Raw genomic sequence first — 25330 nt, 5'->3', positions numbered from 1 at the left:
ACTTGCACCTCAAACGCCACACATCACAAGCTATCGTGGATATCTGTAGTAACTCTGCATAGTTCGGGCCAAAAAGCGAGAATTCTAGTCGGCTATCCTGCAAAAATCCACTATCGTGCGCCGAATGACCGATATTTCGCCAGCTATCATGGATGAAATCCAACATAGATACGAACTGCAGCCCATCACGAGGAACTAGCCGTTAGGCCACATGCCTCGCCACTACGCACACTACCGAATCTTGAACTCCACCATCACCGCCGCATGATCCGAAGGATAGCGAACCGCATGCGTGTTGATCCTCCGCGCGGCCTGCGGTTCAAGCTTCGCACCATGCGCATAGATGTAATCGATGCGGTCGCCGATGCACCCGCACTGCTCTTCTGCCGGCCACGTCACGCAAGGATTGGCCGCCGGATCCGGGCACACCTCGCGGTAAGAATCGCGATAACCCGCTTCCGCGAGCGCCATCGACTGCGGGAACGCAAAGACGTACCCATTGTGCAGCGCGCGCGTGGCGTCGATCCAGTCGAGGTGCGAGCCGCTGTTGAAGTCCCCGCATAAGAGCAGCGGCTCCTGCTCAGACTTCGCAGCGAGCGGGCCCAATGCCTTCATGATCTCCGTGAGCTCCTTCGTCCGTTCCTGCTCGCCCTCGAGTAATTGCGACTGAGACATCCCGGCATCCCGGTACAACTCACCCCAATAATCCGCGAGGTAATGAAGCCAGATCGAGAACACGTTGACGTGAAGATCCTCGCTCAGTTGCAGCCGCGCGCCTCCGCAATGGAACGCTTGATAGTAGGGATACGTGTCCCCAATAGGATACCGGCTCATAATCGATAGATTCGAGCTGCGCAAGTAGAAATAATAACCCAGCGCGTCGGCAATCATGGGCCCGGAACCATACGTCTCCTGCATCGTGATGACATCGGCGCCACTGTCGCGAATGACATCAATCACGCGCTGCACGCCAATCTGTGCGCCCATCTCGCGGCCGCCGTTCCAGATGTTGAAGGTCATGACCTTCAATGAAGATACATCCTCTGCCCACGCCAATGTCGGCTCCACAGCCCCGTTCTTCCGATAACGCTCACCGATCTCATCCGCCGTCAATGCCCGGTCGTCAATCCATACCTCATCGATCCAACCCGGGAAAGTCTCTCGGTCGCAATCGTTCTGGGGCTCGCCGCCGATCCACAGCGTATCCGCCCGATTCCATGCTCCGGTCGGCGGTAGCGATACACTATAGATCCCCACATTCAATCCATCATAATACAGCCGAACTTCCGGCTGCCGTGACGAGTATGTAAATGCGAGTAAATGCCATGCGCCATCCCGAATCGACTGCCTTGCTGCCGTTGGTTCATAGACATGGGATTCCTCACCTAACGTTCGCCAACTCCAGGCGCCGCTCGGCTGAACACTAAACTTCCAGCCTATCTCCCTGACGTCTTCCGTATACGCCGCCGATACCATATCATAGGATCTATGCCCAAACCCAAGCAATGGATCACCCTTCACCCATACGCTAACGGTAAAATCCCCCACATACGTCTTCAGCGGGTTCGGCTGAGCGACTGCTTTTCGGATCGCGGCATTCAGACTGAAGTCGAGCGCCTGCCCATGGTTCCCTTCTCCTCGTGTGGCCTCAGCTTGCTCATAAGTCACTTGCCAGCGAGGCTTTTCATTCCCGATTATTTCATCCCGATGGACCATATTTATCCCCCGCCCTTCTCGTTCACAACGATTGTCACCGCTATTTTAGCACATTTATCCAATCCTTCAACCGTTGTATTTATAGAGAAAACCCCTTGTAACTACAGGTCATTTCAAGAATTGCAGAACTTCTTAAACCATGCTTTCCTAAGGCAAGAATCCGGTCTATAATAGGGGCAAATACGACATCAGGAGGCACCAGACATGCTCAATGTACTGCTCGTCGATGATGAACCCGGCGCAATCAAAGCGTTAAAATATGCCATAGACTGGGAACGGGAAGGATTCCGCATTGCAGGGGAAGCGACGGATGGCGACCAAGCTCTTGAAATGATTAAGGAGCACAACTACGCCGTCATCCTCAGCGATATTCGTATGCCCGGAATGGATGGTCTCACACTCCTCAAAGAACTGCGATCCTATCCGCATACGCAGACCATCGCGATTAGCGGCTACGACGAATTCGAATATGTGAAGCAATGTCTCAAGCTCGGCGTCAAAGATTATTTGCTCAAACCCGTCAAAGAAGAAGACCTGTTAACCCTCGTCCGCAAATTGAAAACCGAAATTGAATCCGATCGGATGCTGGACAAGCAGCGTATCCTCGGCATTCAAGCCATTCGTAACGATGCAATCAAGCAATGGGCGCAAGGGCGAATCCCTTTTACAGAGGCAGATCGCATGCTCCGTTCCTGCGGTATCATCCTACCGTCCAGCGCCACATGGACCGCCGTGACCGTTGAGATGGATGCGCTGGATCTAGATGATTCAAGCTGGACGGCAAGGGAATGGCAGACCGCCACCTTTGCCATACGCAACGTGCTGGAGGAGCTCATCATGCCGGCAGGTGGCGTCTTCGAAGATGAACAAGGCCGCATCGGTCTCGTGCTCGCCTCAGGTCACGCATCGCTTACCCAGATTACTGAGTTAGTGCGCTCCTACCACGATACCGCGCTGAAATATACCAAGATCCCGCTCACCTTCGGCATAGGGACCCCCGTTCATCATCCGACAGAGGTACCCGTGTCCTATCAGAGCGCGTTGGCGACGCTGGAGCGCAAGTTTTTGCTCGGAGCACAATCCGTCATGACCCCCACGACGCTGCAGATGGATAGCGACGATATCAGTGATGCGAATCGGCAATTCGTCGCAGACATGCTGGAGGCCATTAAGCATGGGAAGAATGAATACGCTACGCTGCGTCTCCATGAACAAGCGGAGATCTGGAAGCGAAATGGGATGTCCAAGTCCGATGTCCAAGCCATCATCGTCGAATGGATGGTCGGCCTCTACCATTATGCAAGCCAATACGGCGAACAAGGCGAACTGTTCTTCCGCAGCAGAGCCGCTGCTTCCTACCGGAGTATCCTCGCCTGCCGCAATTTCGACCAGCTCATTCGTATTGCCCGTCAGACCGGTGAAGAATGGGTAGATTTCTTGGAGGCAGCCAAATGGAAGCAGCCTTCGAATCCCGTCTTCGAACTGAAACAGATTGTAGAAGCGCATTATTCGGAACAGATCAGCTTGAAGAGTATCGCCGAGCAAATTCATATGAACGCCGCGTATCTAGGCCAATTGTTCAAGGCTTCCGAAGGGACCACCTTCAACGACTATCTCCTGCATCTGCGGATGAACAAAGCCTGCGCCCTGCTCGCTAGCACGGACATGAAAGTCTATGAGGTCGCCTTATCCGTCGGGTACAAGCAGCTCGATTGGTTCTATAAGAAATTCAAGGAAACATTCGGTGTCAGCGCCAATGAATATCGCAACCAGTCCAGATGAATGAGAAGCGCCTCCAACGTCCTATGCGGACGGGAGGCGTTCTTTATTCATCCTTCATATGTTCTTGAACGGGATATTTCCGTAGTCGAAGCGTTACCTTCGTTCCAGCTCCAAACTCACTGTTCACTATCACGCCATAGCTCTCCCCATAAATCGAGAGTAGACGCTGATGTGTGTTCCGAATGCCGAGATGCAGCGCCTCCGCATCGCTTCGTTCTTCAATGTGCGTACGGACTTCCTCCAGCCGCTGCTCAGTCATCCCTGGACCGTTGTCCGTGACGGACAACATATAGTTCTCTTCATCATCTTCACGTGCTTCAAGCAGGATTCGTATCGGTGTCTTACTGCGATCTACCGCATGAATAACGGCATTCTCGACGACCGTCTGCAGCGCGAGCCTCGGGATCAACACTTCCTGTAGAGCATCCGGCATCTCAATCTCATATTGCATCCGCTCCCCATAACGGAACCGCTGAATCTCGAGGTATGTCTCCACAATGTTCCGTTCTTCCTTGAGCGGAATCAGATGTCCCGCTTGCCGCAGTACATTGCGGAACGAATCCGCGAGCAGCATGACGATTCGGGCGTTGTCGCGATCCCCGCGTTCGAGCAGATTGCCGCGAATCGCATTAAGCGTATTGAACAAATAATGCGGGTTCACCTGCGTCTGCAGCGCGTACATCTCGGCTTCTTTGCGCCGAAGCTCTAATTCCTTCTGATGGAGTTCCGCCACGTAAACATCCGAGATGAGACTTTCAATGCGACCCATCATATTGTTAAATCTCGTTCCCAGCACACTGATCTCGTCCCGTCCGTCGGTATCCGCCATCCGTTCCGTCAGCCGACCGTCATCCACCTTCTGCATATGCCTAGCCAGCGTCATCAGTCGCTTCGTCAGCCGTGAAGTACTCGAATAGATGAGTAGTGCCGATAATCCAATCGCAATGACACATAATACCACCGCGATCCGCTCCATCTCATGCACATTCGCTGATAGCTCTTCAAGCGGCGTCATGACGAGGATGCGCATGCCTTGGACACTGCCGCGGGAATGCAAGGTACGCTGCGACAGCCAAAAGCGATCACCGCTTGCAGGATCCGTATATTCGAAGCTGTCACCCTGGTTCTTCAGCGCCTGCTCGAGCTCCGGTTCATCCGTGAGCTCCCTAATATTGTGGGTTTGATCGAAGTTATCGACAGCAATCTGCCCATTCGGCAGCACCATCATGAACCGTTTGTTCTGGTTCTCCCAATTCGTGAGATTGTACAGCTCCTTCTCGCTCAAATCGATGGCGACGAATAGATTATGATCCGATTCCACCTTAATGCGCTTAATCAGTCGGAACGTCTTCAGCTTGAAAAATGTGTCGTAACCGTTATAAATCCACTCGCTATAAATGTCCATGTCGCTCTTCAGACTGCGGTCGTACCATTCGCTCTTGACCATTTCCGAATCAAGCAGCTTCACATCCGCGAATTGGAAGGTCGGATTATCCGTATAGATCGTTAACCGAATTAAGTTATGGTTCGCCTTGATCCATTTCGTAAACGGTACAAAATAATTAAAATACGCCTCCTGCGCCGCCAGCTGCGACGGGTAATGAATGAAGAACCGATGCTGAAGCTCCACATTCGAATACAAGGAGTCGACCAGTTGTTCATATGACAGCAGCATATTGTCCACATTCTGCGCCAGCTGCGAGACGGAGAAATGCACATCCTGTACGGTTTTATTATAAAAAGCCCGGCTCGTATAAACACTCAACCCATAGGTTAAGGAGCCGAGCAAGAGTGTCGCGATCAGTGCGTTCACCATAACCAATTTCGTTCGTATCCGCATATTCTCACCTGTCTTCTTCATCGATGGGAGCTCCTGATGTTCTCCAAGTGTTATGTCATCCTATCATAGCACACGGATTAGGACTCATTAGTTCTATAACTGCGCCAAACCCCTGGCAATTAGCACAATTTACGCCGATACCAGGGGTCAATGATTAGCTATTATTCTTTGACTGCGCCCACCGTTATCCCTTGAATGAAATATTTCTGCAGGAACGGATAGACGAACAGAATCGGGAACGTGACGATAATCGTCATCGTCGCGCGAATCGATTGTGGCGATGTCTGCCGCAATGTCTCATGATTGAGCGCAGCCTGCGCATTGCTCGTCACTTCGCTCGTCGACTTCGTCATAATTTTCATCAGCTCATATTGCAGTAGACTCAGGCTATCTTTACTATTGTAGAGATAATTATCGAACCACGAATTCCAGTGACCTACCGCTACGAATAACGTAACCGTCGCCAGCACCGGCAAGCTGCATGGAATAATAATGCGGAACAGCACACCGATGTCGCTCGCCCCATCAATCCGTGCGGACTCCACGAGCGCCTCCGGCAGCTGGTCGAAATAGGACCGCATAATGATCACGTTAAACACACCGATAAGCCCAGGAATGATATAGACGGCGAACGTATTCGTTAAGCCAAGATCCTTGATCAGCATATAGATCGGTATTAGACCGCCGTTCACATACATACTCACAACCAGGATCACATTGATCGGCTTGCGAAGCAAATATTCCCGGCGCGATAGCGTATAAGCCAGCATCGTTGTACATCCGACAGATAACACGGTGCCGATCACCGTACGGGCAATGGAGCGAAGTGCGGCGCCGAGCAAGGAATCATTCTGAAATATGATCGCGTAATTGTTCAGCGTGAACTCATTGGGCCAAAAGTACACCTGCCCCCGCATCGTATCGAGTGAATCATTGAACGAAATCGCGAGCAAATTCCAGAACGGATACAACGTTGCAAAGCCCAGGATGAACAGCAATACATAGTTGAGTAGTTGAAAGGTGACATCAGGTACACTTCGTCTTGGATTCATCGCGGTATCCCTCCTAGAACAGTCTCGTATCACTCAATTTACGAGCGATAAAATTCACAATGACGACGAGCATGATACTTACAAAGCCTTTGAACATACTAAGCGCGACACCGACGGAATAATCTCCCCCACCGAACGAAACCGACAAAGCATACAAATCCAATACTTCCGAATAGTCGATAACTAGCGGGTTACCCAGGAGCATCTGTGATTCATAGCCGGTATTGATCAAGGAACCTACCGACATGATGAGCAGCAGCGTCGCTGTAGGCATCAGACCAGGAATGGAGATATGCAGCATCTTCCGTAGTCGACTTGCCCCATCCACAGCAGCCGCTTCATACAGCTCGGAATTAATGCCCGCGAGCACAGCCAAATAGATGATGGTGCTCCAACCGAGCTCTTTCCAGAGGCCTGTGATTGTATGAATAACCCAGAACCATTCCCCTTTGCCCATGAAATAAATCGGCTTATCAATCCATCCCAAATTCATCAGTAAGTTATTAATAAATCCGCCGTCCGGCGACAGAAACATCAATACGATATTCGCGATAACGACCATGGAGACGAAATGCGGAATATACGTGACCGTCTGCACGATCCGCTTGAACCAGCGAACCTGAATTTCATTCAGAAATAGCGCCAGTGTGATCGCACCGACGAAGCCGGTAACCAGGCTCATACCGCTCATCACGAGCGTATTTCGCAGCACCACGAGGAAATGCGGGTCCGCGAACAGCACTTTGAAATTCGCAAGTCCTACGAACTCGCTGCCCGTCACTCCTTTGAAAGGCTTATAGTCTTGAAAAGCCGCAAGCCATCCCCAGAGCGGCACATAGTTAAATAGAATAACGAGCAGGACGAATGGAATCGATAGCAATACGAGCTGATATTGCCCCCCCAATCGCCGAATCCATGATTTGCGCTGGGTTTGTGTCTTCTTGACAGTATGAGGCGGAATTTGTACGGTTTGCTGCATCCTCAGCCCTCCCTTGATTGAACTTCGTGCCTATTATGGACAAGAGTCCGCCTGTCGGAAGCCAATCCGGTCCTTGAACCGATGCTTCGATCAGGCAGACTCTCCAGTTCCTGCTACTTCGATTGGACCGCCTTGTTGTAAGTCTCGAGATAGTTCTTCCACGTCTTCGTCCACAGATCTTCGGCTTTCTTCTGTCCCGCTTGATCCAGCTGCGTCACGAGCTCATTCCAAGACGATTCGAACTGAGCATCATTTTCCGCTAAAATAACACGCGGTGCGCCACGATACAGCACTTGCTCGATCTTCTTCCAGAGCCCTTTATATTCGCTCGGTGCATTCAGCTGCCATGTGTACGCTGGGATATACTCAGGTGCTGGCAAGAAATCAGCCCATACCTGCTTGCCATACTTGGCCAACACTTCCTTGGTAGCCGGGTTGTACAATTGCTCAACTGTATCCGGGTTCACAGGTGTAGCCCAGTCGCCATCCTCTAGCTTCGAACCGTTACCGAACGTGAACCAAGAGTATGAACCATATCCTTCTTGTGCATCCACGGTTGGATTCTCAGCGCGTTCTTTGGCATATTCCGGTTTGACGGCACGTTTGCCATCCACCTTCTCGAAATGCTTGCCTTCAATCCCCCAACGTGTCAGTTCTTGCCCTTTATCCGTGAAGAAATAATCGATGAACTGAATGATTTTCTCCGGATTCTTCACTTTATTCGTGATCGACCAGTTGTTCGTTGAGTTCGTTGGCGTAATCGTGTTCACATGATCCTCAATGCCATCTTGAATATGGATCGGGAACTTCGCATACAATTGATCGAACTTGCCAGCTGCTGTCAAGGAATTCTCAATTCCGCCCATAATCCATTGCGGAACGAAGCCTGATAAGATACGGCCTTGTGCTGCTTTGGCGGAGAAGCTCTCCCACGTCAAGCTGAACAATTCTTTATCGAGCATGCCTTCTTTATTTAAATTGTTTAAGAATTTGTAGAAGTCTTTCGTTAACGGTTCCGTCGCCGCCAAGTGAACGTTCTGATCCTTATCGATGATGAATTCGCCGTGATCCGGTTGACCTTGTGCCGCAATCGGTGCATTCAGGTACGTACGCGCCGGGTCCGGGCTGGAGAAAGGAATCACATCTTGTCCATCGAGCTTCGGATGCTTCTTCACGTAATCCTTCAGGATGGTGTGCAATTGATCCAATGTCTTGATTTCGGGATAGCCCGCCTCTTTCAATACCGCGTATTGAACGACGAAGCTTGCTTGAATATCTGGAATCTTCTCTACCAAATTCGGAGCAAAGATTGAATAGATGTGTCCGTCTGGATCGCGCAGCAGATCATAGAATTTACCGAATTTCTTCTTAATGTTCGGACCGTATTGATCGATCAAATCTTCCAGCGGAATAATAGCACCAGCATCACGGTATTTCGCCATAGAAGCCGGACTGAATGCGAGGACATCCGGGAAATCGCCAGAAGCGAGCCATACATCATACTTCTGAGTCGCTTCATCCGAACCGCCCACAACCGTCATATAATCAAATTTCACGCCCGTCTTCTCCGTAATGATCTTGCCGATCGGTGTGTCGAATGTAGCGTTAGGCGTCGTCGAGTTCATCGTAAATGTTGTAACCTGACCCGATGAAGCGGACTCTCCGTCTGTCTTCGAACCACCGCATCCCGATAGTAATACGAGCACCATCACGAGGGATAACAGCATTGCTGTATACTTTTCCATTTTCTCTAGCTCCCCTTTCGATTGTTCAGGTAAGCGATTTCATTACGATGCCCCCAAGATCGACTCGTTCATGTATCGCTACTATTTATTGTAAAGGGATCAGAAATTCATCCAACCCTTCGATGTATGGAAGAAGACCGTCTAAATTATGGAATCCCCATGCGAGCCCCTTATGAGCAGAAAAAAGCACGAGCCGAAAGAGTTCCCTCTCTTAGCCCGTGCCCGTTGCACGTTATGACGTTTACGGTATAAGTAATATTTTTCCCGTGCTCATGCGACTTTCGAGTAGTCGATGCGCTTCCGCACCCTTGGATAAGGCGAATCGCTTCGGCTCTTCGAGATGCAGCCGACCTTTGCTGATTTCTTCGAACAAGGCATTTGCCCGTCGAATCCGGTCTTCCCGCGACGTCACATGATTCCACAAATCTCCGCCAGTCAACGACTTCGACGTATCCATGAGCATCCGAGGATCGACAGGTACCGGATCGCCACCAGCCATACCGTAGAAGACGACATGCCCTTTAATCTGTACCGCCGCGAAGCTGTCCATTAAGGTCGAACCGACGGAGTCGTAAGCCACTCGAACGCCGTTCCCCCCTTGCGACCAACGGATCGCCTCCTCCACCCAGTCGGTGTCATACAGCAGGACTTCATCCGCTCCTGCTTGCAGCGCGATCTCACGTTTGGCAGCCGAGGAGGTCAGTCCCAAGACGCGCGCCCCTTTGCTGACACCCAATTGGATGAGGAGCTGCCCCACACCGCCTGCAGCCGCATGGACCAGCATGTCATCGCCCGGCTGTACCGCATAGCTGTCATTCACCAGATAATGCGCTGTCATCCCTTGCAGCAGCACGGATGCTGCTTGATCGAAGGTAATATCGGAAGGCAGCGGAATCGCTCGATCCACAGGAACTTGAACCAGCTCCGCATTGGCATAAGGTACATCAGCGAAAGCGATTCGGTCACCGGGCCGAATGCCCTGCACATCGTCAGCCACACGTTCCACGATTCCGGCTCCCTCGTAGCCGAGTATATAGGGCGGCTGCCCTGCCAGATGATAGTTCCCGCGCCTGCGATAGACGTCTGCGAAATTCAGACCAACAGCACACGTCCGCACGATCACCGTTCCCGGCGACAACACCGGATCCGCAATCTCTGCATAATGCAAGACCTCTGGTCCGCCAAATTGCTCAAATACCAATGCTCTCATGCTGTCTATACTCCCGTCCTATCGAATAATGAGGTCTTGATAACGCTCGTAATCCACCGTACGACATTCTAGGACTAACTTCGTCCCCTCGTTCTCATAGCTGGTCTCCAGAATATTCGCATGCTCATTGAAGTAGGACACCAGATTTCCTTTATCATAAGGAATGACCATTTCGCACTTGATGTAGTCTTTGAAAATATGCTGACGGATCACCTGCACCAGCTCATCAATCCCAATCCGCGGCTTGGCAGCAAGGTATATACGATCTTCTTGAACGCTTGGAATCGGGAAGTCAATCAGATCGGATTTGTTATACGCATAAATGGTTGTAATGTCTTGCACGCCGATGTCTTTGAGCGTATTGTTCGTAATCTCGATATGCTGCTCATGATTCGGGTTCGAGTTATCCACGACATGAATGAGGAGATCTGCCTCGGCCACTTCCTCCAAAGTCGATCGGAACGCCTTGACGAGATGATGCGGCAGCTTGCTGACGAACCCGACAGTATCCGTAAGCAGGAACGACTTATTATCCGGCAGCGGAATGTTCCGAATGGACGTTTCCAAGGTTGCGAACAGCATATCCTTCTCGAAGACCTGCTTCGCGGCGGTTGGATTAAACCGTTCCACGAGCGCATTCATAATCGTCGATTTCCCCGCATTCGTATACCCTACGAGCGAGACGACCGGCACATCGTTCTTCTTCCGCTGCTTGCGCTGCGTCTGACGGTGAGCGACTAATGACTCTAGTTCTTTATTAAGGACATTAATCTTCTCTTCAATCCGACGACGATCCAGCTCGAGCTTCGTCTCCCCGGCCCCTTTATTCTTCGTACCGACACCGCCGCCGCCCTGCCGACCTAGCGATTCACGCAGACCAACTAATCGCGGCAGCATATATTGCAATTGTGCAACTTCAACCTGAAGCTGCGCTTCCTTCGTTTTGGCCCGCTGGGCGAAAATATCCAGAATGAGAATCGTACGGTCAATGACCTTGCACTGCAGGTCCGCTTCCAGATTCCGAATTTGCGATGGCGATAGTTCATCATTGAAAATCACCATATTGGCCTCATGTGCTTCCATGTGCGCGATAACTTCTTGGATTTTACCTGTACCAATGTAATGGGAAGACGTAACCCTCTGCAAATTCTGCGTGACTAAACCTACAACCTCGACATCACATGCCTCGGCCAAGTTCCCGAGCTCTTCCATGGAATATTCAAAATCTGTCTGGTGATTCAAATTGACTCCGACCAAAATTGCTCTTTGAATGAGTTGTTCCATATATTTATTCCTCCATTATTCACACAAAATAAAAAACACAGACTCATCGCCTGTGTTCATCGCTAACGGGTGGAGTTCAGCAAAGAAACCGATCGGAATCTCAGGACATGCGCAAAAAAGCACATCCCTGGTTCACAACCAGCACATTTGCTCCTCGGGTAAGGATTATTGATTTGTCCATTGTTGTTACAATTGATTCCCTGTTACAAGGCAGACCAATCCCGTTCGCTCTGCACACACGCAGAGTCTTTGAGCACTATTCAGTTAGCGGCACAAAGCATTGAAACGTAATCTGACTGCGTAAATATTGTTCACAGGAAACCCTCCGTTCATTATTCGTTAATTTCGATTGTAGCATACACCTCTCACAGACACAAATAAAATCTGAAACCCTTGTCCCGTAAGCCTTTCGATAGCAGCGTAGTAGAACTTTATATTTCTAGTAATTATAGGAGGGCTATCTGGAATCCAGTAAACTCGTATTAAGACACAACAAGGGCTGCCGCAAGTCAATTTTCTGGAATGACTTGCGGCAGCCCTTTACGATGTCTCAGCTTCTCTCAAACCTTCGCATGCCGAAGCGATAGAAGGATGTGCTCATAACCGTAATCACCGCCATGACCGTAAACAAGGTTGCACCGCCGAAATACATGAGCAGCATCCCGCCCACCCATGGTCCAAGGAAAAATCCAAGACTATTAAACGATTGTGCCCCATAATAAGCTCCTCGCATCTCATCCGGTGCCAATTCGTCCACGAGTAGATTTGAAGATGGGAAATTCAATACTTCGCCAAGCGTAAATACGGCCATAGACAGCAAGAACGTTACGGCATTCCATGAGAAGGCGAACCCGATATCGCCAAGCGCGAAGAGAATATTGCCCGCCGTGATAGCAACAAGTGGAGAGCGTTTCTCCGCCCACTTCGCCAGCGGAAGCTGGAAGGCGACAACAACAATCGCATTCACGCTCATGAGTAGCGCGAACAGCGTCACCCCATTCGCAACGCTATTATTCACGTACTGTGACAACGTAACGGTCATCTGTGAATATCCGATTGCGCCGATTATTCCACCAATCAAGTAGTATCTCAGCGTAACGTCTTTCCTAATAACATGCCATGTTGCCGTAATTGTGACCTTCGGTTTCTTGTCTCCTTCAATCTGCTTAATACCAAAAGTCATGAGCAATCCGTATAATACCACCGCATAGATGAAATAAATAAATCCTGTAATCAGAAAAGGTGTTGTTCCGCTGCGCATGCCGAAATATGCTCCCAGCAGAGGCCCCACCGCAACACCGATATTAATAGCTAAATAGCGAAGCGAGAACATCTGGAACCGTCGTTCCTTCGGTGTCAAATCAGCCATCAACGCCTGAGAGACCGGTTCATAGAACGATCGGCATAATCCGTTCACCATATTTAACAACATAATAATGAGCGGTGTCTTGAAGATGGAGAACCCGACGAACGCGAAGACCCAGCCAAATAAAGCAGCCATCATAATGACCCGTCTCCCGAATCGATCGGATAATGCACCGCCAATAAAACCGCCGAACATGCCGGCTAAGGATCCGGCACCGATGACGAGTCCAATCATAACAGCACTCATGGACGTTGTTTTCGATAAATAAATCGCCAGGAACGGCATACTCATGGATGAAGCCGCTCGTGCTAAGACCGTTCCGACAAGCAATGAATTGACGATGGGATGCTGCGAACGAAGTGTGTTATAACTATTGGTCAATAATTGAATGATTCGATTCACACGATCCCTCCTTATAATGATAAGATTCTATTAAACTGTGGTAATCTATTATTTCCACAAATTGTTATCATAATTTATCAGAATTGGGATAGGGGTTCAAGTGCTTTTCGAAAAATCCAGAGATATTTTTGCTACTTTCAAGTAACATGGTGGAAGATAGAGCCTAATGGAAAGAAGCGATAACAATGGCATTTGGCATAAAAAGAAAAGAATTGGAGCAATGGAAAGCTTCTGTCTCGCGTGGTGAGATAGCGTATATCACCCATTATTGGGTGGAGCCGCGTTTCCCTGGGATCACGACGATCACGAAGGTCGGCTGTGCGGATCTGGATCGATTGCGGGCATGGTGTATAACGCACAAATTACCGCCAGAGCGTATTCATCAACGGGATGCCTTCCCGCATTTCGATCTGATTGGACCAAGACAATACGAAATTCTGAAGCAGGAGCAGCTATGGGATCAAATCGAGCGCTTCAAGCTGCAGGAATGGTACGAACAGAATCAGTAGCTAACGAATCGTTGCGTGCTTATTTGCGAAAAAGTGACCCGTTTTTCGAACTAACGAACCACAGCAGCGTTATTGGGCCTAAATTGGGTAGTTTGAGGTGCTTTTTCTAGAAATAACGATGCTGAAGTTCGTTAGATGAGATAAGGCCTCATTTCTCGAGAAATAAGAACCGTACGATTCGTTAGCGAAATCATGCGAATAGGTAATCCGCTCGAACATTAAAATGAGTGATTACTCACTTCTCAAGATGACAGAAGTAACATATAATAGGGGTGTATTGAAAATGAGTGATCACTCACTTTTATGAGGAGCGTGAATTCCTTGTCCAACATCTTAGAAATTCGCGATATATCCCGTTCTTTTCACGGGCGAACCGTCCTGCAGTCGATCCATCTTCAGGTCGAGCGCGGCGAGCTTTTCGGCTTACTCGGGCCATCCGGCTCCGGGAAGACAACCTTAATCAAGTTAATGACCGGCATGGACCGTTCCGACAGCGGGGAAATTCATATCCTTGGCGAGAAAGTCCCGAAGCTCTCCCTCCTGAAGCGTATCGGTTACATGGCGCAATCGGATGCACTGTATAATGAGCTAACCGCTCGTCAGAATCTGCAATTTTTCGCCTCCCTCTATGGACTGAGCGGGGTTAGACGGAACGAACGGATTGATGCGGTACTGCGTGTCGTCGATTTGCTCGATCATAAAGATAAGACCGTTGCAGCGTACTCCGGCGGAATGAAGCGGCGGCTATCACTCGCGATCTCTCTCCTGCATGAACCAGAATTGCTCATTCTGGACGAACCGACAGTCGGTATTGACCCCGTGCTTCGGCAATCGATTTGGCAAGAGCTGCTCGCCTTGCGCGATCAGGGAACGACGATTATCCTCACCACACATGTCATGGATGAGGCAGACAAATGCGACCGTATTGGCCTCATTCGTGATGGTCACTTAACCGCTGTCGATTCACCTGCAGCACTCAAAGAACGAAGCGGTACAACGACGCTCGAAAATGCGTTCATTGTCCTTGGGGGAGGTGTCCTCGCATGAGAACGCGTGCATTAGCCTTACGAATCATTCGCCAGTTCCTTCGCGACAAGCGGACACTCGCGCTTATTTTCCTAGCGCCGCTGCTTATCTTAACGCTGCTGAACTTCATCTTCAACGGTCAACCGATTACACCGAATATCGGTACTGTCCAGCTTCCCGCCCCGATCATCGAGCGGTTAAATAGCACAGATGCGAATGTTACAACCTATACCAATCAAGCGGAAGCGAAGCAAGCCCTAGAAGCTAGAGATCTCGATGCGATCCTATCGCTTACAGACGGCAAGCCTGACTTGATACTCGAAGGCAGCGACCCCTCTATGAATCAAGCGATTCTCCTTCGGCTTCAGAAGGTGATGCAAGCGAACACGCCGACCATACAACCGAACATTACCTATTTGCATGGAAAAGAAGGCATGTCCTCCTTCGACTACTTCGGACCTGTTCTGATCGGATTCTTCTCCTTCTTCTTCGTATTCATGATCGCCGGCGTCTCCTTCCTGCGCGAACGCACCACAGGAACGCTTGAACGGCTGCTCGCTACACCGATTAGGCGCTCTGAAGTCGTCGGCGGTTATCTATTAGGGTTCGGCATATTCACCTTGCTGCAAGCCACGCTTATCACGTGGTTCGCCATTGAAGTGCTCGGCATGTATATGGTCGGCAATTTTGGGCTCGTGCTCCTGATTAACCTGCTGCTCACCTTGACGGCACTGACACTCGGCACGCTGCTCTCCTCTTTTGCCAGCAGCGAGTTCCAGATCATTCAGTTCATTCCGCTCGTCATCGTCCCGCAAGTGTTCTTCTCCGGACTCTTCAATCTGGATGCAATGGCGCCTTGGCTGCAGAAGCTGAGTTATATCATGCCGCTCTATTACGGGGCTGATGCCATGCGAGGGATTATGATTCGCGGGGAAAGTATTGGCGACATTCAGCTTGATATCTATATCCTGCTTGGATTCTCGATCGTCTTCGCACTACTCAATATCGCAGCGCTGAAGAAACAGCGCGCGATCTAATCTAGCAAGGAGTTGACCTATATGACCAAATCGCTGGAGCCATGGATGGAGGAGCTCTTGCAAGGCGATCCTACCGCTCCACGAACCGCCAAGCAAGCGCGAATCTTCGAAGCAGCGATTGAGATATTCGCGGAAAAAGGCTATGCGGCATCTTCAACGAGCGAGATCGCCCAGCGGGCTGGCGTCGCAGAGGGAACGATATTCCGCCACTTTAAGACCAAGAAGGACCTGCTGCTCTCGATCGTCACGCCGGCCATGGTGAAGCTGCTCGCCCCCTTTCTCCTCCGAGAGTTCAAAGATGTACTCTCCAGAGATTACGATAGCTTCGATCAGCTCCTTCGGGCACTGATCGACAATCGCATTACTTTCCTGCAGCAGAATCGCAGGTTGTTCAAAATTGTGGTACAGGAATTGCCCTTCCACCCCGATCTCCAGAAGCAGCTACAGCAGCTCGTATTCAACGAGATGAAGGGACGATTCGAGAGAATTATTCATAAGCTGCAAGGCGAAGGAAAGCTGATTGATCTCCCCTCCTTCACGATTATGCGGCTCAGCGCCTTCTCTATCTTGGGTTATGTGCTGTTCCGTTCCATTTTGGAGCCCCAAGCAGGATCAGACTGGGATGATGCTCTCGAACGTGAAGCCACGATCCAATTTATTATGAAAGGGTTGGCACCTTAACAAAAGACGGGCCGCTTCCCAGCATCACGCTGAGAAGCCACCCGTCTTTTCTTTTCCATTTACTATGATGTTATTGGTTCACAGCCTTCATCGCTGGCTGCGACGCCGCCGAACGGCTTGCCTTCTGTGGGAATTGCGGCAGCTCATTCACCGAGACAATCGCATCCGTCTTCTTCTTCGGCTTCTTCCAATACGCTTCATTCCCCGGCAAGTCATCGAACCATGATGCATCCTTCGGACAAGGCAGCACCATAAATTTACCGTAATGGTCATCTCTCGATTGATGATACTTCAAGTAGGCTTTCCCATTCTCAATCGCGAGAATTTCAATTTTACCAGACGTATGACTCATCGATAGTCGGATTCTTTTGCCGAGGCCGGATGTCTTCGCTTTGGCTTCTTCAACGAGGCGATACACCTGTTCGAGCGGCAGGACAAAATCCCGATTGCCCGCAACAGGGCGGTTAATGAAGAAGTAATATGGCGTGACCCCCGCCCAAGACAACTTATCGAGCAATTCCGCTAAGACATCAGCGTTATCATTAATGCCCCGAAGGATCGGGGTCTGATTCACGACGATCGCTCCAGCTTGATGTAACGCCTCAAACCCTCGTCTTGCTTCAGGCGTTATTTCACGCGGATGATTGATATGGGCCATCACATAGATCCTGCGATCACTGTTCGAGAATGTCCGAATGGTATCGAGCAGTTCCTCATCCTCATAGATGCGCATCGGGTTGAACACGGGAATTTTGGAGCCAAGCCGAATAATCTTCACATGTTCAATGTCTCGCAATTGCTCAATAATCATTTTCAATTTGGGTGTTGCCAGAATCAAGCTATCTCCGCCTGTCAGGAGCACATTGTTAATCTCCGGATGCTGCCGAATATATTCGATGCCCGGACTCACATCCGACATCGCTTCTTTTACATCATTACGGAACAGACGTTTACGGAAGCAGTACCTGCAGTACGCACCACATACCTCGGATACGATGAGAAGTGCCGTCGTCTTATACTTATGCTGACAACCCGGAACCACGTAATTCGTGTCCTCATCGGACGCATCCCATCTACCGTATTCGGACAATTCTCCCTCATTCGGGATTACCAATTTCTTAATCGGGTCATTCGGGTCGTTCCAGTCAATCAGCTTCAAGTAATAATCATTCACGCGAAATACGAACTTCTCCGTTATTTGCTTCAACTTCGCCCGTTCTTGCTCCGGGATCTCCACAATTTTATCGATATTCGTGATATATTTCGGCTGTGCCATATTGTTGTTCCTCCTTGAAAGTCAGATTTATGGTAACGCTGTGTCCCTCCTCTCGCTCATCAACATAAAAAATGACCCGCAGTCTGCAAGCGTAAGCATGTGCTTCGTCCTTGCAGGCAACCGGGCCTCTCTCGATTAGACGCAAAAAGACCCGGTTCAACGGGTCAGGGGTGCGGCAAAAGTGTCTATGATTGACCCATCCACTGCTGACGAGGTTAGCTGTCGGGCTCGGGAAAGATGGTTCCCTACAATACATCCTTGATTCGCCCCAAAAAATTGGTTCCCCCGCTTTCCGATCTCATATCCGGAAATTAAGCGTATTTCCATTTTACAACAATTTATCTTAGATAGTCAAATATTAAATTATCGTATATTTCAAGAAGTCACATTTCAACCTAATTGGCGCCGGAAATGCTGCGGTGTCGCATGGTAGACCTTCTTGAACATTTTCGCAAAATAGGAGAAGTTGCTGTATCCAAGCGATTTGGCAATATCCGAAATCGGCATCGACGAAGTCGCGATCAATTCCTTTGCTACTTTCATTCTTTCATTCAGAATGTAATCCGTGATCGATTCGCCCACTTCGCGCTTGAATAGCCTGGATAAATACGCAGGATTCAGATGCACATACTCCGCGAGCTGTTCTCTTGTAATCACTTCGCTCAGATGATCGGCGATGTAACGTTGAACCTGTTCAATTACTGAATCGTTCTGATGCAAGGAATGGGACACCAGCCCGATGAGCTTCAATGCCCAAGCATGCATCTGATCCAGCGTTCGAGGTGCGGCCCCGTTCAATTGCCCCTGCCCCTCATACAGCAGTTCATGGGCGGACAATCCGTTCTTATGAAGAATGTAATGAATCATCTGAAGAAATCCATGATTGAATGCCTGCAGTGCGTTCGCAGATAGTCTTGCGTCCGACCGGAACGCTGCAATACACCGCGCCAGCTCCCTCTCGATCTCTTCCCGCTTCCCCTGCTCGATCAGAATCGTCCAAGCAGAGAAGAGCGGCAGCTTCATCATGCCGGTCTTCTCCCGGTTGCGCAAGAAGTACACTTGATTGGATTTATGCAAGTTGTTGTATTCCAGCTCGAGCAATTCATGATACATCTCGCTCACGTTAAATAACGAAGTGACTTCCCCAATATAGCAAGAGATTTGACAATTGAAGTACTGCTGACAAGACTGAATATACTCCTGGCACGACTCGGACAGCCCTGCAATTCCGCGATGCCCCTCGTCCAAATAACGAATCACGACATTCACGCCCTGACGTGTCTGAATGACAACCCCATTCGCCTCATGCAGCAGCAGCTCGGACGCCCCCTTCCGAATCGCATACTCCATCATTTCTTCATCTCTTGTACTGAACTCCCGTTGCCATGCTTCAACACTAATAAGAAGAGGTAAAATCTTGATATCCGGTTTGATCGTCAGATCATGCTCCTCGAGCAAACTCTGCACATTGGTCGGTGTACAGGTAATGCGATTGGAGAGCACGTCATTCCAGAATTTATCGGCAATGAGCGGCTTCTTCTTCGTCCAGAGATCATAATAGGGCTTGTATTGTTCGCGCAGCTGCAGCAATTCCTTCTCCTGCTCAATCGATTGCAGCATCTTGGCCAAGGTCGACTGCAGCACTTCATACTCCACAGGCTTGAGCAAATAATCGAAGCTATCGAGCTGGACCGCTCGTTTCACGAAACTGAAATCGGCATGTGCTGTCAAGAACACCGTCTCGGTCACAGGCGAGTGTGCATTCACCCATTCAAGCAGCTCAATACCCGTCCCCTTCGGCATCTCGATATCGCAGATGAGAATATCGATCGGTGTACGTTCGAATACCTTCATCGCTTCCCGCATGTTATAGGCTTCATAGACTTCCGATACTTGTAGCTCCTCCCAATTCACACCGCTCTTAATCCCCAGCACAGCATAAATCTCATCATCCACGATCAGCGCTCTATACATCGTTACCCCTCCCAAGGTTCACTATCATAAGAACTGAACTGCGTAAGCGTGCGATAAGGAAGTACAAGCCTCACTTTCGCGCCGGCACCCGGCTCATTTGCGAATTCAAGAACTGCCACTTGCCCGAAAATATGTTTCAATCGATGATGCACATTCCAGATGCCGAGATGCTCATCCTGCGGCTGCGTGAAGTAACTTCCATTCTGCAGCGATTCAAGCGCCTCTTCAGGAAAGCCGCTTCCATTATCCATAATGACGATTTCATATAAATCTGGCTCTGCTAAGGGAGCTATACGAATCTCCATGTGAAACGGACGATCCATAAAATCAAACCCATATTTGATCGAATTCTCAATGAAAGGTTGGATTAGCAGCGGCGGAATACAGGCTCTCTCCAGCCCCTCCGCAATATGGTACGAATACGTAACCCGCTCAGGGAAACGCAGCTGCTGAATCCGGATATAGCTCTCCATATGCTCCATTTCCTCCGCAATCATCACAACGACCTGATTCGTCTTTGTCGCGAATCGGAAATATTTCACCAGATTCACGCACATGACCTGAATCAGCTTGTAATTCTTAATCTCAACCAAGTTGTAGATGATGTTGATCGAGTTCAGCAGAAAATGCGGATTGATCTGGAGCTGTAGATGCTTCAATTCTGCCTTATGCGCCTTAATTTGCTCCTCGTAGACGTTAATCTTAAGCGCCTGAATTTCAGAAGCCATATCGTTATAAGCATCATTAATAATCGTGAACTCTCTCGTCTTCGGATTATGCAAACGGAAGGACCACTCGCCTTGCTTGATCTTACGCATCCCGCGGATGAGGTTATTCATCGGCTTCAGCATGATGTCATTCAGGTAGATCAGATAAATAATCAACAGGAATCCGGCCAGAATCGGGATAATAAAAATAAAACTGCGGAACTTCGTTAGATTCTGCAATAGTTTCTCTTCCGGGATAAAGGCGCTTAACATCATATCCGTATCCTTAATTGGATTGCTGACGACGATATAATCCTCTTGCTGCAGCCGAAACCGTTGATAGGTGTCATTCATCCCGGCAAGGAGCGAGGCATCTAGCTTGGCTTGCTGAATGCCCTCTTTGTTCGTCATAATGTCGCCTTGTTCTGTCAGGAATGCCGAGAACCCCTCTTGTCCGAGGCCAATGAAGTCTAGCGGAATCATCAGGTTTCGTAATCGTACACAGGCTCCTAGATAGACACCCGACCCCGTATCCACAATGCGGACCAATGCATATTCGTTAAGAACCGGGATGACTTTCCATTCACGAAAATATGGACTGTCGGGCTTGGCATCCTGCAGCAGGCTGCCTAACGTCGATTGCAGCGCTTCCATTTCCTCATAGCTGGTCGCCTTCATCGCCGTATTAAAGAAATCTTTGTTCTGAATCGTATAGATAAATTCAAAATCAACGCCACTATTGAACCGATGGTCACGGTTCAATATATTCAGAACACGTCCTTTATTGAGGAAATATTCATCCGGGTCATGAATCGACCGAGGCAGCGCGATAATATTCGGATCTTCAATCGCAAGGTTATAGAGCAAATTTACCTCACGGTTAAGTAGCGTCTGAATCTGATTCGAATAGAGAATAATCATATTCTTATTCGATTCAGCGACCTGCTCTCTCACTGTATTGGATGCATAGAAATTGTTATAGAGCAACAGCACCATCAACGGAATCGCGAGGGTAATAAATCCGATAATTAGCTTAAATCGAAGAGATTGGCGTATACTCATAGATTTCCTCCCGCTTCGGTCATGGATCTTCTTCATTAGACACGTAATCGATACTAATGTGATGATAGCACATAAGGAACCCCTCTCGGTTCACTTTTGCAAGCGCCCCGTGAAGGATTCCCTGTTATATTGTTAATTCATGCTTATTTTTGCGCGGCAGCCCACTCTTGCAACTGCTTGTCGACCTCGGCTTTGACTTTGTCAAATCCAGCCGCATCGCGCTTTTCTTTCCATTTCGCAATCGTCTTCTCTGCATCGACCGCACCGGTTCCAAGCGATGCCTCGAACTCCTTGTTGACGTTCTCGATCGCGGCCATCTCGGCTTTGACAGGCTCTTGATTGAAGGCAAAGCCTAGAATAATGGAACGCTCTGCGCTGTCATTGAACTTCTGGAATTGCTCCCATTTCTGTGGATCTTCATTAGCCCATAGGAAAGAATTGAATTGGTTCCCGAACATCCAGCCGCCTGGGCTTGGGTAAGCTTGTGTATCAGCCGTGACGCCTTCTGGGTAATCAATGACATTCTCAGATTTCTTCACGTAGTGCTTGCCTTCCACGCCCCAATCGAGCATATTCAGGAGCTTCTTATCCGTATAGAGCAAGTTCAAGAACATCATCGCTCTTGCTGGATCTTCTGAAGTACGGGAAATGCCGAGCATCGCGCCTTGTGCATCCCCTGTTGTTGTGAACGGACCGGCTGTCTCCATTTGGACAACTTCAGTCCCCGACGTGAGGCTCATCTCTTTATCTTTGCCAGGCTTGAGGGATGATGCAACGGCGAACCCTTTACCAGCTTTAATCATATTCATCGCTTGATCCGTGTCGGATGTCAGAATATCTTTGTCGAACCATCCATTCTTATACCAGACATTCATCCGTTTGTAGAAATCGATATACTTCGGATCTTCCAGCTTATCGATCGCTTTGATCTCTTTGCTGCCGCGCGCCACAGCGATGTGCGCAATAATATTGTCGTAGTTAGCCGCTTCCCAGACATTCGTGAATTTACGGCTAATGATCGGTGTTACGCCTGGCTCATTCGCTTTGATTGTGCCGAGCATTTTCTCTACATCTTCAATCGATTTAACCCCGTTAACATCGAATTTATATTTATCGACCAGCTTCTTGCTGAGTAAGAGTCCGAAGCCTTGTCCGAATTCTTTCTTGGTCGGCAATGCGTACAATTTACCGCCGATGCGCGAACCTTTGATGAAATCCGGGCCAAGCACGTCTGGAATATCTTTACCGTATTGATTCATCAAGTCATCCAGCTCAAGATATTGGCCTTTCGCCGCATCCCGAGGATAGTAGTACCAGCTCGCCGTGAACATCAGGTCGAACGGTTCATTGGAGATTTTCATCAAATTCGTTTTATCGTCCCATGAACCCCACTCAATCGGCTTCAGTTCAATCGTTGCATTGATTTTCTCCGTCAAATATTTGCTCATCTCTTCTTGCACGACTGCTAGATCCTTCTGCGCTGTACCTGGGTAGACGAGCGTAATTTTGTATGGTTTTAACTTCCCGTCTTCCGACTTGCCTCCTGCTGCTGCTTGCTCATCCGTCCCCTTCGCACCACAGCCTGCGAGTGCAATCATACTAACTAACATCGTTAACATCGCGATTTTAAAAGATTTCTTCATAGCTTATGAATCCCCTCTCATCTGATCATTTCTATAGCAAGGCTCGAAATCGATTCGCATTTCCTATTGCTGCAAAATTGTTCATAGCGCGCTATCTTGCTGCGCACCATCCCCTCCTTTCAGCGAACTCGTTGTGAACTGTCTTACCCTTTGACAGCACCACTCGTTATGCCGCTGATGTAATATTTCTGGAAGAACGGGTATGCAAATAGTAATGGCGCGATCCCAACGATGGCAAGTGCCATTCGAACCGTCTCTCGCGGCATCTTGGCGAGCAAATCTCCGGCCTGTGCCGAACTGCTTGATTTCATAATCAGATATTGAATATTGGTGAGTGTCTTCGTCATGAGGTATTGGATGTTATAGAGCTCCGGCTTATCGATGAAGAGCATGCAATTATACCAATCATTCCAATACGACAGTGTATTGAATAGACCAATCGTCGCCATGATTGGGAGTGATAGCGGTACGACAATTTTGAAGAAAATCATAATCTCACTGGCCCCATCAATCGTCGCCGACTCTACCACCGATTCCGGGATCGAATTCGCGAAGAAGCTTCGCATGAGCAGCACGTTAAATGCGCTTAATAACAGGTTCGGAATAATCATCGAGAGCAATGTATTTTTCATATCGAACATATTCACGTAGGTCATGTACCAAGGTACCATACCACCGCTAAATAACATCGTAAAGAAAATGTAAAAGGACAATGTACGTCTAAAGGGCAGGCCCGATCTGGACAGCGGGTAAGCGAATAGCGCTGTAATCAGCAAGCTTACTGCCGTTCCAATCACCGTCGTGATCATCGTGACCCCATACGCCTTCGCGATCTCAGAGAAATCATTGAATAAGAACGTATAGGCGGCAAAGCTGATTTTACTCGGAAATAAGGAATAACCATTCATGGCAATCGAATCTTCATCAGTAATGGAGACCATAAAGATCAAGGCAAAAGGAATCAATGATACGATCGTAAAGAGCCAGAAGAACAGATGAATCATCGAGGTGCTAAATATATTTTTCTGCTGCAAGATAGATCCGTCCCTTCTCCTAGAATAGTGCATCCTGTTTATTCACACGCCTTACGGCTGCATTCGCAACCAAGATCAAGACAAAGCACGCAGCCGATTGATAGAATCCTGCCGCCGCTGACATCCCTATATCGCCAGAACTAATCATCGCCCGATACACGAACGTATCGATCGTATTCGTCGTTGGAATGAGCGCACCCGTATTCATCGGCACTTGATAGAAAAGTCCGAAATCGGAGCGGAGAATGCCGCTGACCGAGAGCAATGTCATCGTCGTGATGATCGGCGCAATGAGCGGCAGCGTAATGCGAGTCATCTGCTTCCATTTGCTCGCCCCGTCAATCGTGGCCGCTTCGTAGAATTCCTTGTCGATCCCGATGATCGATGCGAAATAGATAATCGATAAGTAACCGACGTTTTTCCACGCATTTACAATAATGAGGATATACGGCCAGTAGCCTGCCTCGCTGTACCAAGAGATCGGATCGACGTGGAACCATTTGACCAGAAGTCTGTTCACGAGGCCGCTCTCGGCATTTAAGAAGCTATACACCAAATAAGCAACCACAACCATCGAGATAATATGCGGCAGCAAAAATGTACTTTGATAGAAACGAGAGATGACTTTATCTTTAATCTCGTTAATCGTCAATGCCACGAATAATGCAAGAACTAGATTTAAGATGATAAAGGCAAAGTTATACAGGAATGTATTCCTCGTAATGACATAGGCCGTGTCCGAGTTGAATAGGAATTTGAAGTTATCGAGTCCCACCCAATCGCTTCCCCAGATGCCCTTCGCATAATTCAAGTTCTTAAATGCGAGAATGACGCCATACATCGGAATATAGTTATTGATGAATAAATACACAACCCCTGGGAGCGTCATTAGCAGCAGCCATTTGTATTTTTTCAGGCTTCTGATGAAATGACCTTGCTTCTTAGCCACCGCTTGGTGTGCTGACTTGTTCAGTAACGGAGCCGTCTCTGCAGCTTTCATGACCT

19 protein-coding genes and 1 riboswitch are annotated in these 25330 nt (G+C 49.0%); of the genes, 5 read left to right on the top strand and 14 right to left on the bottom strand.

All coding sequences use genetic code 11. The features are described 5' to 3' along the window. Positions 1–231: 231 nt before the first annotated feature. On the bottom strand, positions 232–1716 hold the full coding sequence (locus C558_RS31220) for a LamG-like jellyroll fold domain-containing protein (protein ID WP_018757372.1): 1485 nt from the start codon (positions 1714–1716) through the stop codon (positions 232–234). A gap of 204 nt (positions 1717–1920) precedes the next feature. Between C558_RS31220 and C558_RS0116395 the strand changes: the two genes are divergently transcribed. After that, complete coding sequence (locus C558_RS0116395; RefSeq protein WP_018757371.1) at positions 1921–3498, top strand: response regulator; 1578 nt, start codon at positions 1921–1923, stop codon at positions 3496–3498. A 43-nt stretch (positions 3499–3541) separates the two neighbouring features. On the opposite strand, the gene C558_RS0116390 is transcribed toward C558_RS0116395, so the two are convergent. The 7 genes from C558_RS0116390 to C558_RS0116360 form a co-directional block, all read right to left on the bottom strand. Beyond that, positions 3542–5359, bottom strand: a complete 1818-nt coding sequence (locus tag C558_RS0116390; protein WP_018757370.1) for a sensor histidine kinase — start codon at positions 5357–5359, stop codon at positions 3542–3544. 140 nt (positions 5360–5499) lie between these two features. Next, positions 5500–6390, bottom strand: a complete 891-nt coding sequence (locus tag C558_RS0116385) for a carbohydrate ABC transporter permease (RefSeq protein WP_018757369.1) — start codon at positions 6388–6390, stop codon at positions 5500–5502. A 13-nt stretch (positions 6391–6403) separates the two neighbouring features. Beyond that, positions 6404–7369: an ABC transporter permease gene (locus tag C558_RS0116380; RefSeq protein ID WP_018757368.1), complete on the bottom strand. Its 966-nt coding sequence runs from the start codon at positions 7367–7369 to the stop codon at positions 6404–6406. Between the two features lie 113 nt (positions 7370–7482). Continuing rightward, positions 7483–9114 carry an extracellular solute-binding protein gene (locus tag C558_RS0116375; RefSeq protein WP_018757367.1) on the bottom strand — a complete coding sequence of 544 codons (1632 nt, stop codon included), beginning with the start codon at positions 9112–9114 and terminating at the stop codon, positions 7483–7485. 241 nt (positions 9115–9355) lie between these two features. Next, positions 9356–10324 carry a quinone oxidoreductase family protein gene (locus tag C558_RS0116370; protein WP_018757366.1) on the bottom strand — a complete coding sequence of 323 codons (969 nt, stop codon included), beginning with the start codon at positions 10322–10324 and terminating at the stop codon, positions 9356–9358. Between the two features lie 18 nt (positions 10325–10342). Then, complete coding sequence (gene hflX / locus C558_RS0116365; protein WP_018757365.1) at positions 10343–11608, bottom strand: GTPase HflX; 1266 nt, start codon at positions 11606–11608, stop codon at positions 10343–10345. A gap of 550 nt (positions 11609–12158) precedes the next feature. After that, complete coding sequence (locus C558_RS0116360; RefSeq protein WP_018757364.1) at positions 12159–13376, bottom strand: MDR family MFS transporter; 1218 nt, start codon at positions 13374–13376, stop codon at positions 12159–12161. Positions 13377–13561: 185 nt separating this feature from the next. Here C558_RS0116360 and C558_RS0116355 point away from each other — a divergent pair, with 185 nt between their 5' ends. The 4 genes from C558_RS0116355 (at position 13562) to C558_RS0116340 (ending at position 16629) form a co-directional block, all read left to right on the top strand. Next, positions 13562–13885, top strand: a complete 324-nt coding sequence (locus C558_RS0116355; protein ID WP_018757363.1) for a hypothetical protein — start codon at positions 13562–13564, stop codon at positions 13883–13885. Between the two features lie 303 nt (positions 13886–14188). Beyond that, on the top strand, positions 14189–14932 hold the full coding sequence (locus tag C558_RS0116350; RefSeq protein WP_040675223.1) for an ABC transporter ATP-binding protein: 744 nt from the start codon (positions 14189–14191) through the stop codon (positions 14930–14932). Then, the gene (locus tag C558_RS0116345; protein ID WP_018757361.1) at positions 14929–15948 is read left to right on the top strand and encodes an ABC transporter permease; all 1020 of its coding nucleotides are present in this window, start codon (positions 14929–14931) and stop codon (positions 15946–15948) included. The genes C558_RS0116350 and C558_RS0116345 overlap by 4 nt, the downstream gene beginning before the upstream one ends. A gap of 21 nt (positions 15949–15969) precedes the next feature. Next, positions 15970–16629: a TetR/AcrR family transcriptional regulator gene (locus tag C558_RS0116340; RefSeq protein ID WP_018757360.1), complete on the top strand. Its 660-nt coding sequence runs from the start codon at positions 15970–15972 to the stop codon at positions 16627–16629. 70 nt (positions 16630–16699) lie between these two features. Here C558_RS0116340 and C558_RS0116335 read toward each other — a convergent pair whose 3' ends face one another. The 6 genes from C558_RS0116335 to C558_RS0116310 form a co-directional block, all read right to left on the bottom strand. Continuing rightward, positions 16700–17905, bottom strand: a complete 1206-nt coding sequence (locus tag C558_RS0116335; protein WP_018757359.1) for a KamA family radical SAM protein — start codon at positions 17903–17905, stop codon at positions 16700–16702. A gap of 189 nt (positions 17906–18094) precedes the next feature. Then, a riboswitch (cyclic di-AMP (ydaO/yuaA leader) is annotated at positions 18095–18233 on the bottom strand. A 62-nt stretch (positions 18234–18295) separates the two neighbouring features. Next, positions 18296–19879, bottom strand: a complete 1584-nt coding sequence (locus C558_RS0116330; protein ID WP_018757358.1) for a response regulator transcription factor — start codon at positions 19877–19879, stop codon at positions 18296–18298. Between the two features lie 2 nt (positions 19880–19881). Continuing rightward, on the bottom strand, positions 19882–21648 hold the full coding sequence (locus tag C558_RS0116325; RefSeq protein WP_018757357.1) for a cache domain-containing sensor histidine kinase: 1767 nt from the start codon (positions 21646–21648) through the stop codon (positions 19882–19884). A 143-nt stretch (positions 21649–21791) separates the two neighbouring features. Then, complete coding sequence (locus C558_RS0116320) at positions 21792–23291, bottom strand: ABC transporter substrate-binding protein (RefSeq protein WP_018757356.1); 1500 nt, start codon at positions 23289–23291, stop codon at positions 21792–21794. Positions 23292–23434: 143 nt separating this feature from the next. After that, positions 23435–24325, bottom strand: a complete 891-nt coding sequence (locus C558_RS0116315) for a carbohydrate ABC transporter permease (RefSeq protein WP_018757355.1) — start codon at positions 24323–24325, stop codon at positions 23435–23437. Positions 24326–24344: 19 nt separating this feature from the next. Next, positions 24345–25325, bottom strand: a complete 981-nt coding sequence (locus tag C558_RS0116310) for an ABC transporter permease (protein WP_018757354.1) — start codon at positions 25323–25325, stop codon at positions 24345–24347. Positions 25326–25330: the final 5 nt, after the last annotated feature.

The organism is Paenibacillus terrigena DSM 21567 (assembly GCF_000374845.1).
Lineage (GTDB): Bacteria > Bacillota > Bacilli > Paenibacillales > Paenibacillaceae > Paenibacillus_K > Paenibacillus_K terrigena.
Note: the sequence above shows the minus strand (reverse complement) of the source record. Positions and strands in the feature narration are given on the sequence as shown.

Excerpts from the sequence above, each read along its gene's own strand:
- C558_RS31220 (WP_018757372.1), bottom strand. The coding sequence starts at position 1,716 with ATGGTCCATCGGGATGAAATAATCGGGAATGAAAAGCCTCGCTGGCAA.
- C558_RS0116395 (WP_018757371.1), top strand. The coding sequence starts at position 1,921 with ATGCTCAATGTACTGCTCGTCGATGATGAACCCGGCGCAATCAAAGCG.
- C558_RS0116390 (WP_018757370.1), bottom strand. The coding sequence starts at position 5,359 with ATGAAGAAGACAGGTGAGAATATGCGGATACGAACGAAATTGGTTATG.
- C558_RS0116385 (WP_018757369.1), bottom strand. The coding sequence starts at position 6,390 with ATGAATCCAAGACGAAGTGTACCTGATGTCACCTTTCAACTACTCAAC.
- C558_RS0116380 (WP_018757368.1), bottom strand. The coding sequence starts at position 7,369 with ATGCAGCAAACCGTACAAATTCCGCCTCATACTGTCAAGAAGACACAA.
- C558_RS0116375 (WP_018757367.1), bottom strand. The coding sequence starts at position 9,114 with ATGGAAAAGTATACAGCAATGCTGTTATCCCTCGTGATGGTGCTCGTA.
- C558_RS0116370 (WP_018757366.1), bottom strand. The coding sequence starts at position 10,324 with ATGAGAGCATTGGTATTTGAGCAATTTGGCGGACCAGAGGTCTTGCAT.
- hflX (WP_018757365.1), bottom strand. The coding sequence starts at position 11,608 with ATGGAACAACTCATTCAAAGAGCAATTTTGGTCGGAGTCAATTTGAAT.
- C558_RS0116355 (WP_018757363.1), top strand. The coding sequence starts at position 13,562 with ATGGCATTTGGCATAAAAAGAAAAGAATTGGAGCAATGGAAAGCTTCT.
- C558_RS0116350 (WP_040675223.1), top strand. The coding sequence starts at position 14,189 with ATGAGGAGCGTGAATTCCTTGTCCAACATCTTAGAAATTCGCGATATA.
- C558_RS0116345 (WP_018757361.1), top strand. The coding sequence starts at position 14,929 with ATGAGAACGCGTGCATTAGCCTTACGAATCATTCGCCAGTTCCTTCGC.
- C558_RS0116340 (WP_018757360.1), top strand. The coding sequence starts at position 15,970 with ATGACCAAATCGCTGGAGCCATGGATGGAGGAGCTCTTGCAAGGCGAT.
- C558_RS0116335 (WP_018757359.1), bottom strand. The coding sequence starts at position 17,905 with ATGGCACAGCCGAAATATATCACGAATATCGATAAAATTGTGGAGATC.
- C558_RS0116330 (WP_018757358.1), bottom strand. The coding sequence starts at position 19,879 with ATGTATAGAGCGCTGATCGTGGATGATGAGATTTATGCTGTGCTGGGG.
- C558_RS0116325 (WP_018757357.1), bottom strand. The coding sequence starts at position 21,648 with ATGAGTATACGCCAATCTCTTCGATTTAAGCTAATTATCGGATTTATT.
- C558_RS0116320 (WP_018757356.1), bottom strand. The coding sequence starts at position 23,291 with ATGAAGAAATCTTTTAAAATCGCGATGTTAACGATGTTAGTTAGTATG.
- C558_RS0116310 (WP_018757354.1), bottom strand. The coding sequence starts at position 25,325 with ATGAAAGCTGCAGAGACGGCTCCGTTACTGAACAAGTCAGCACACCAA.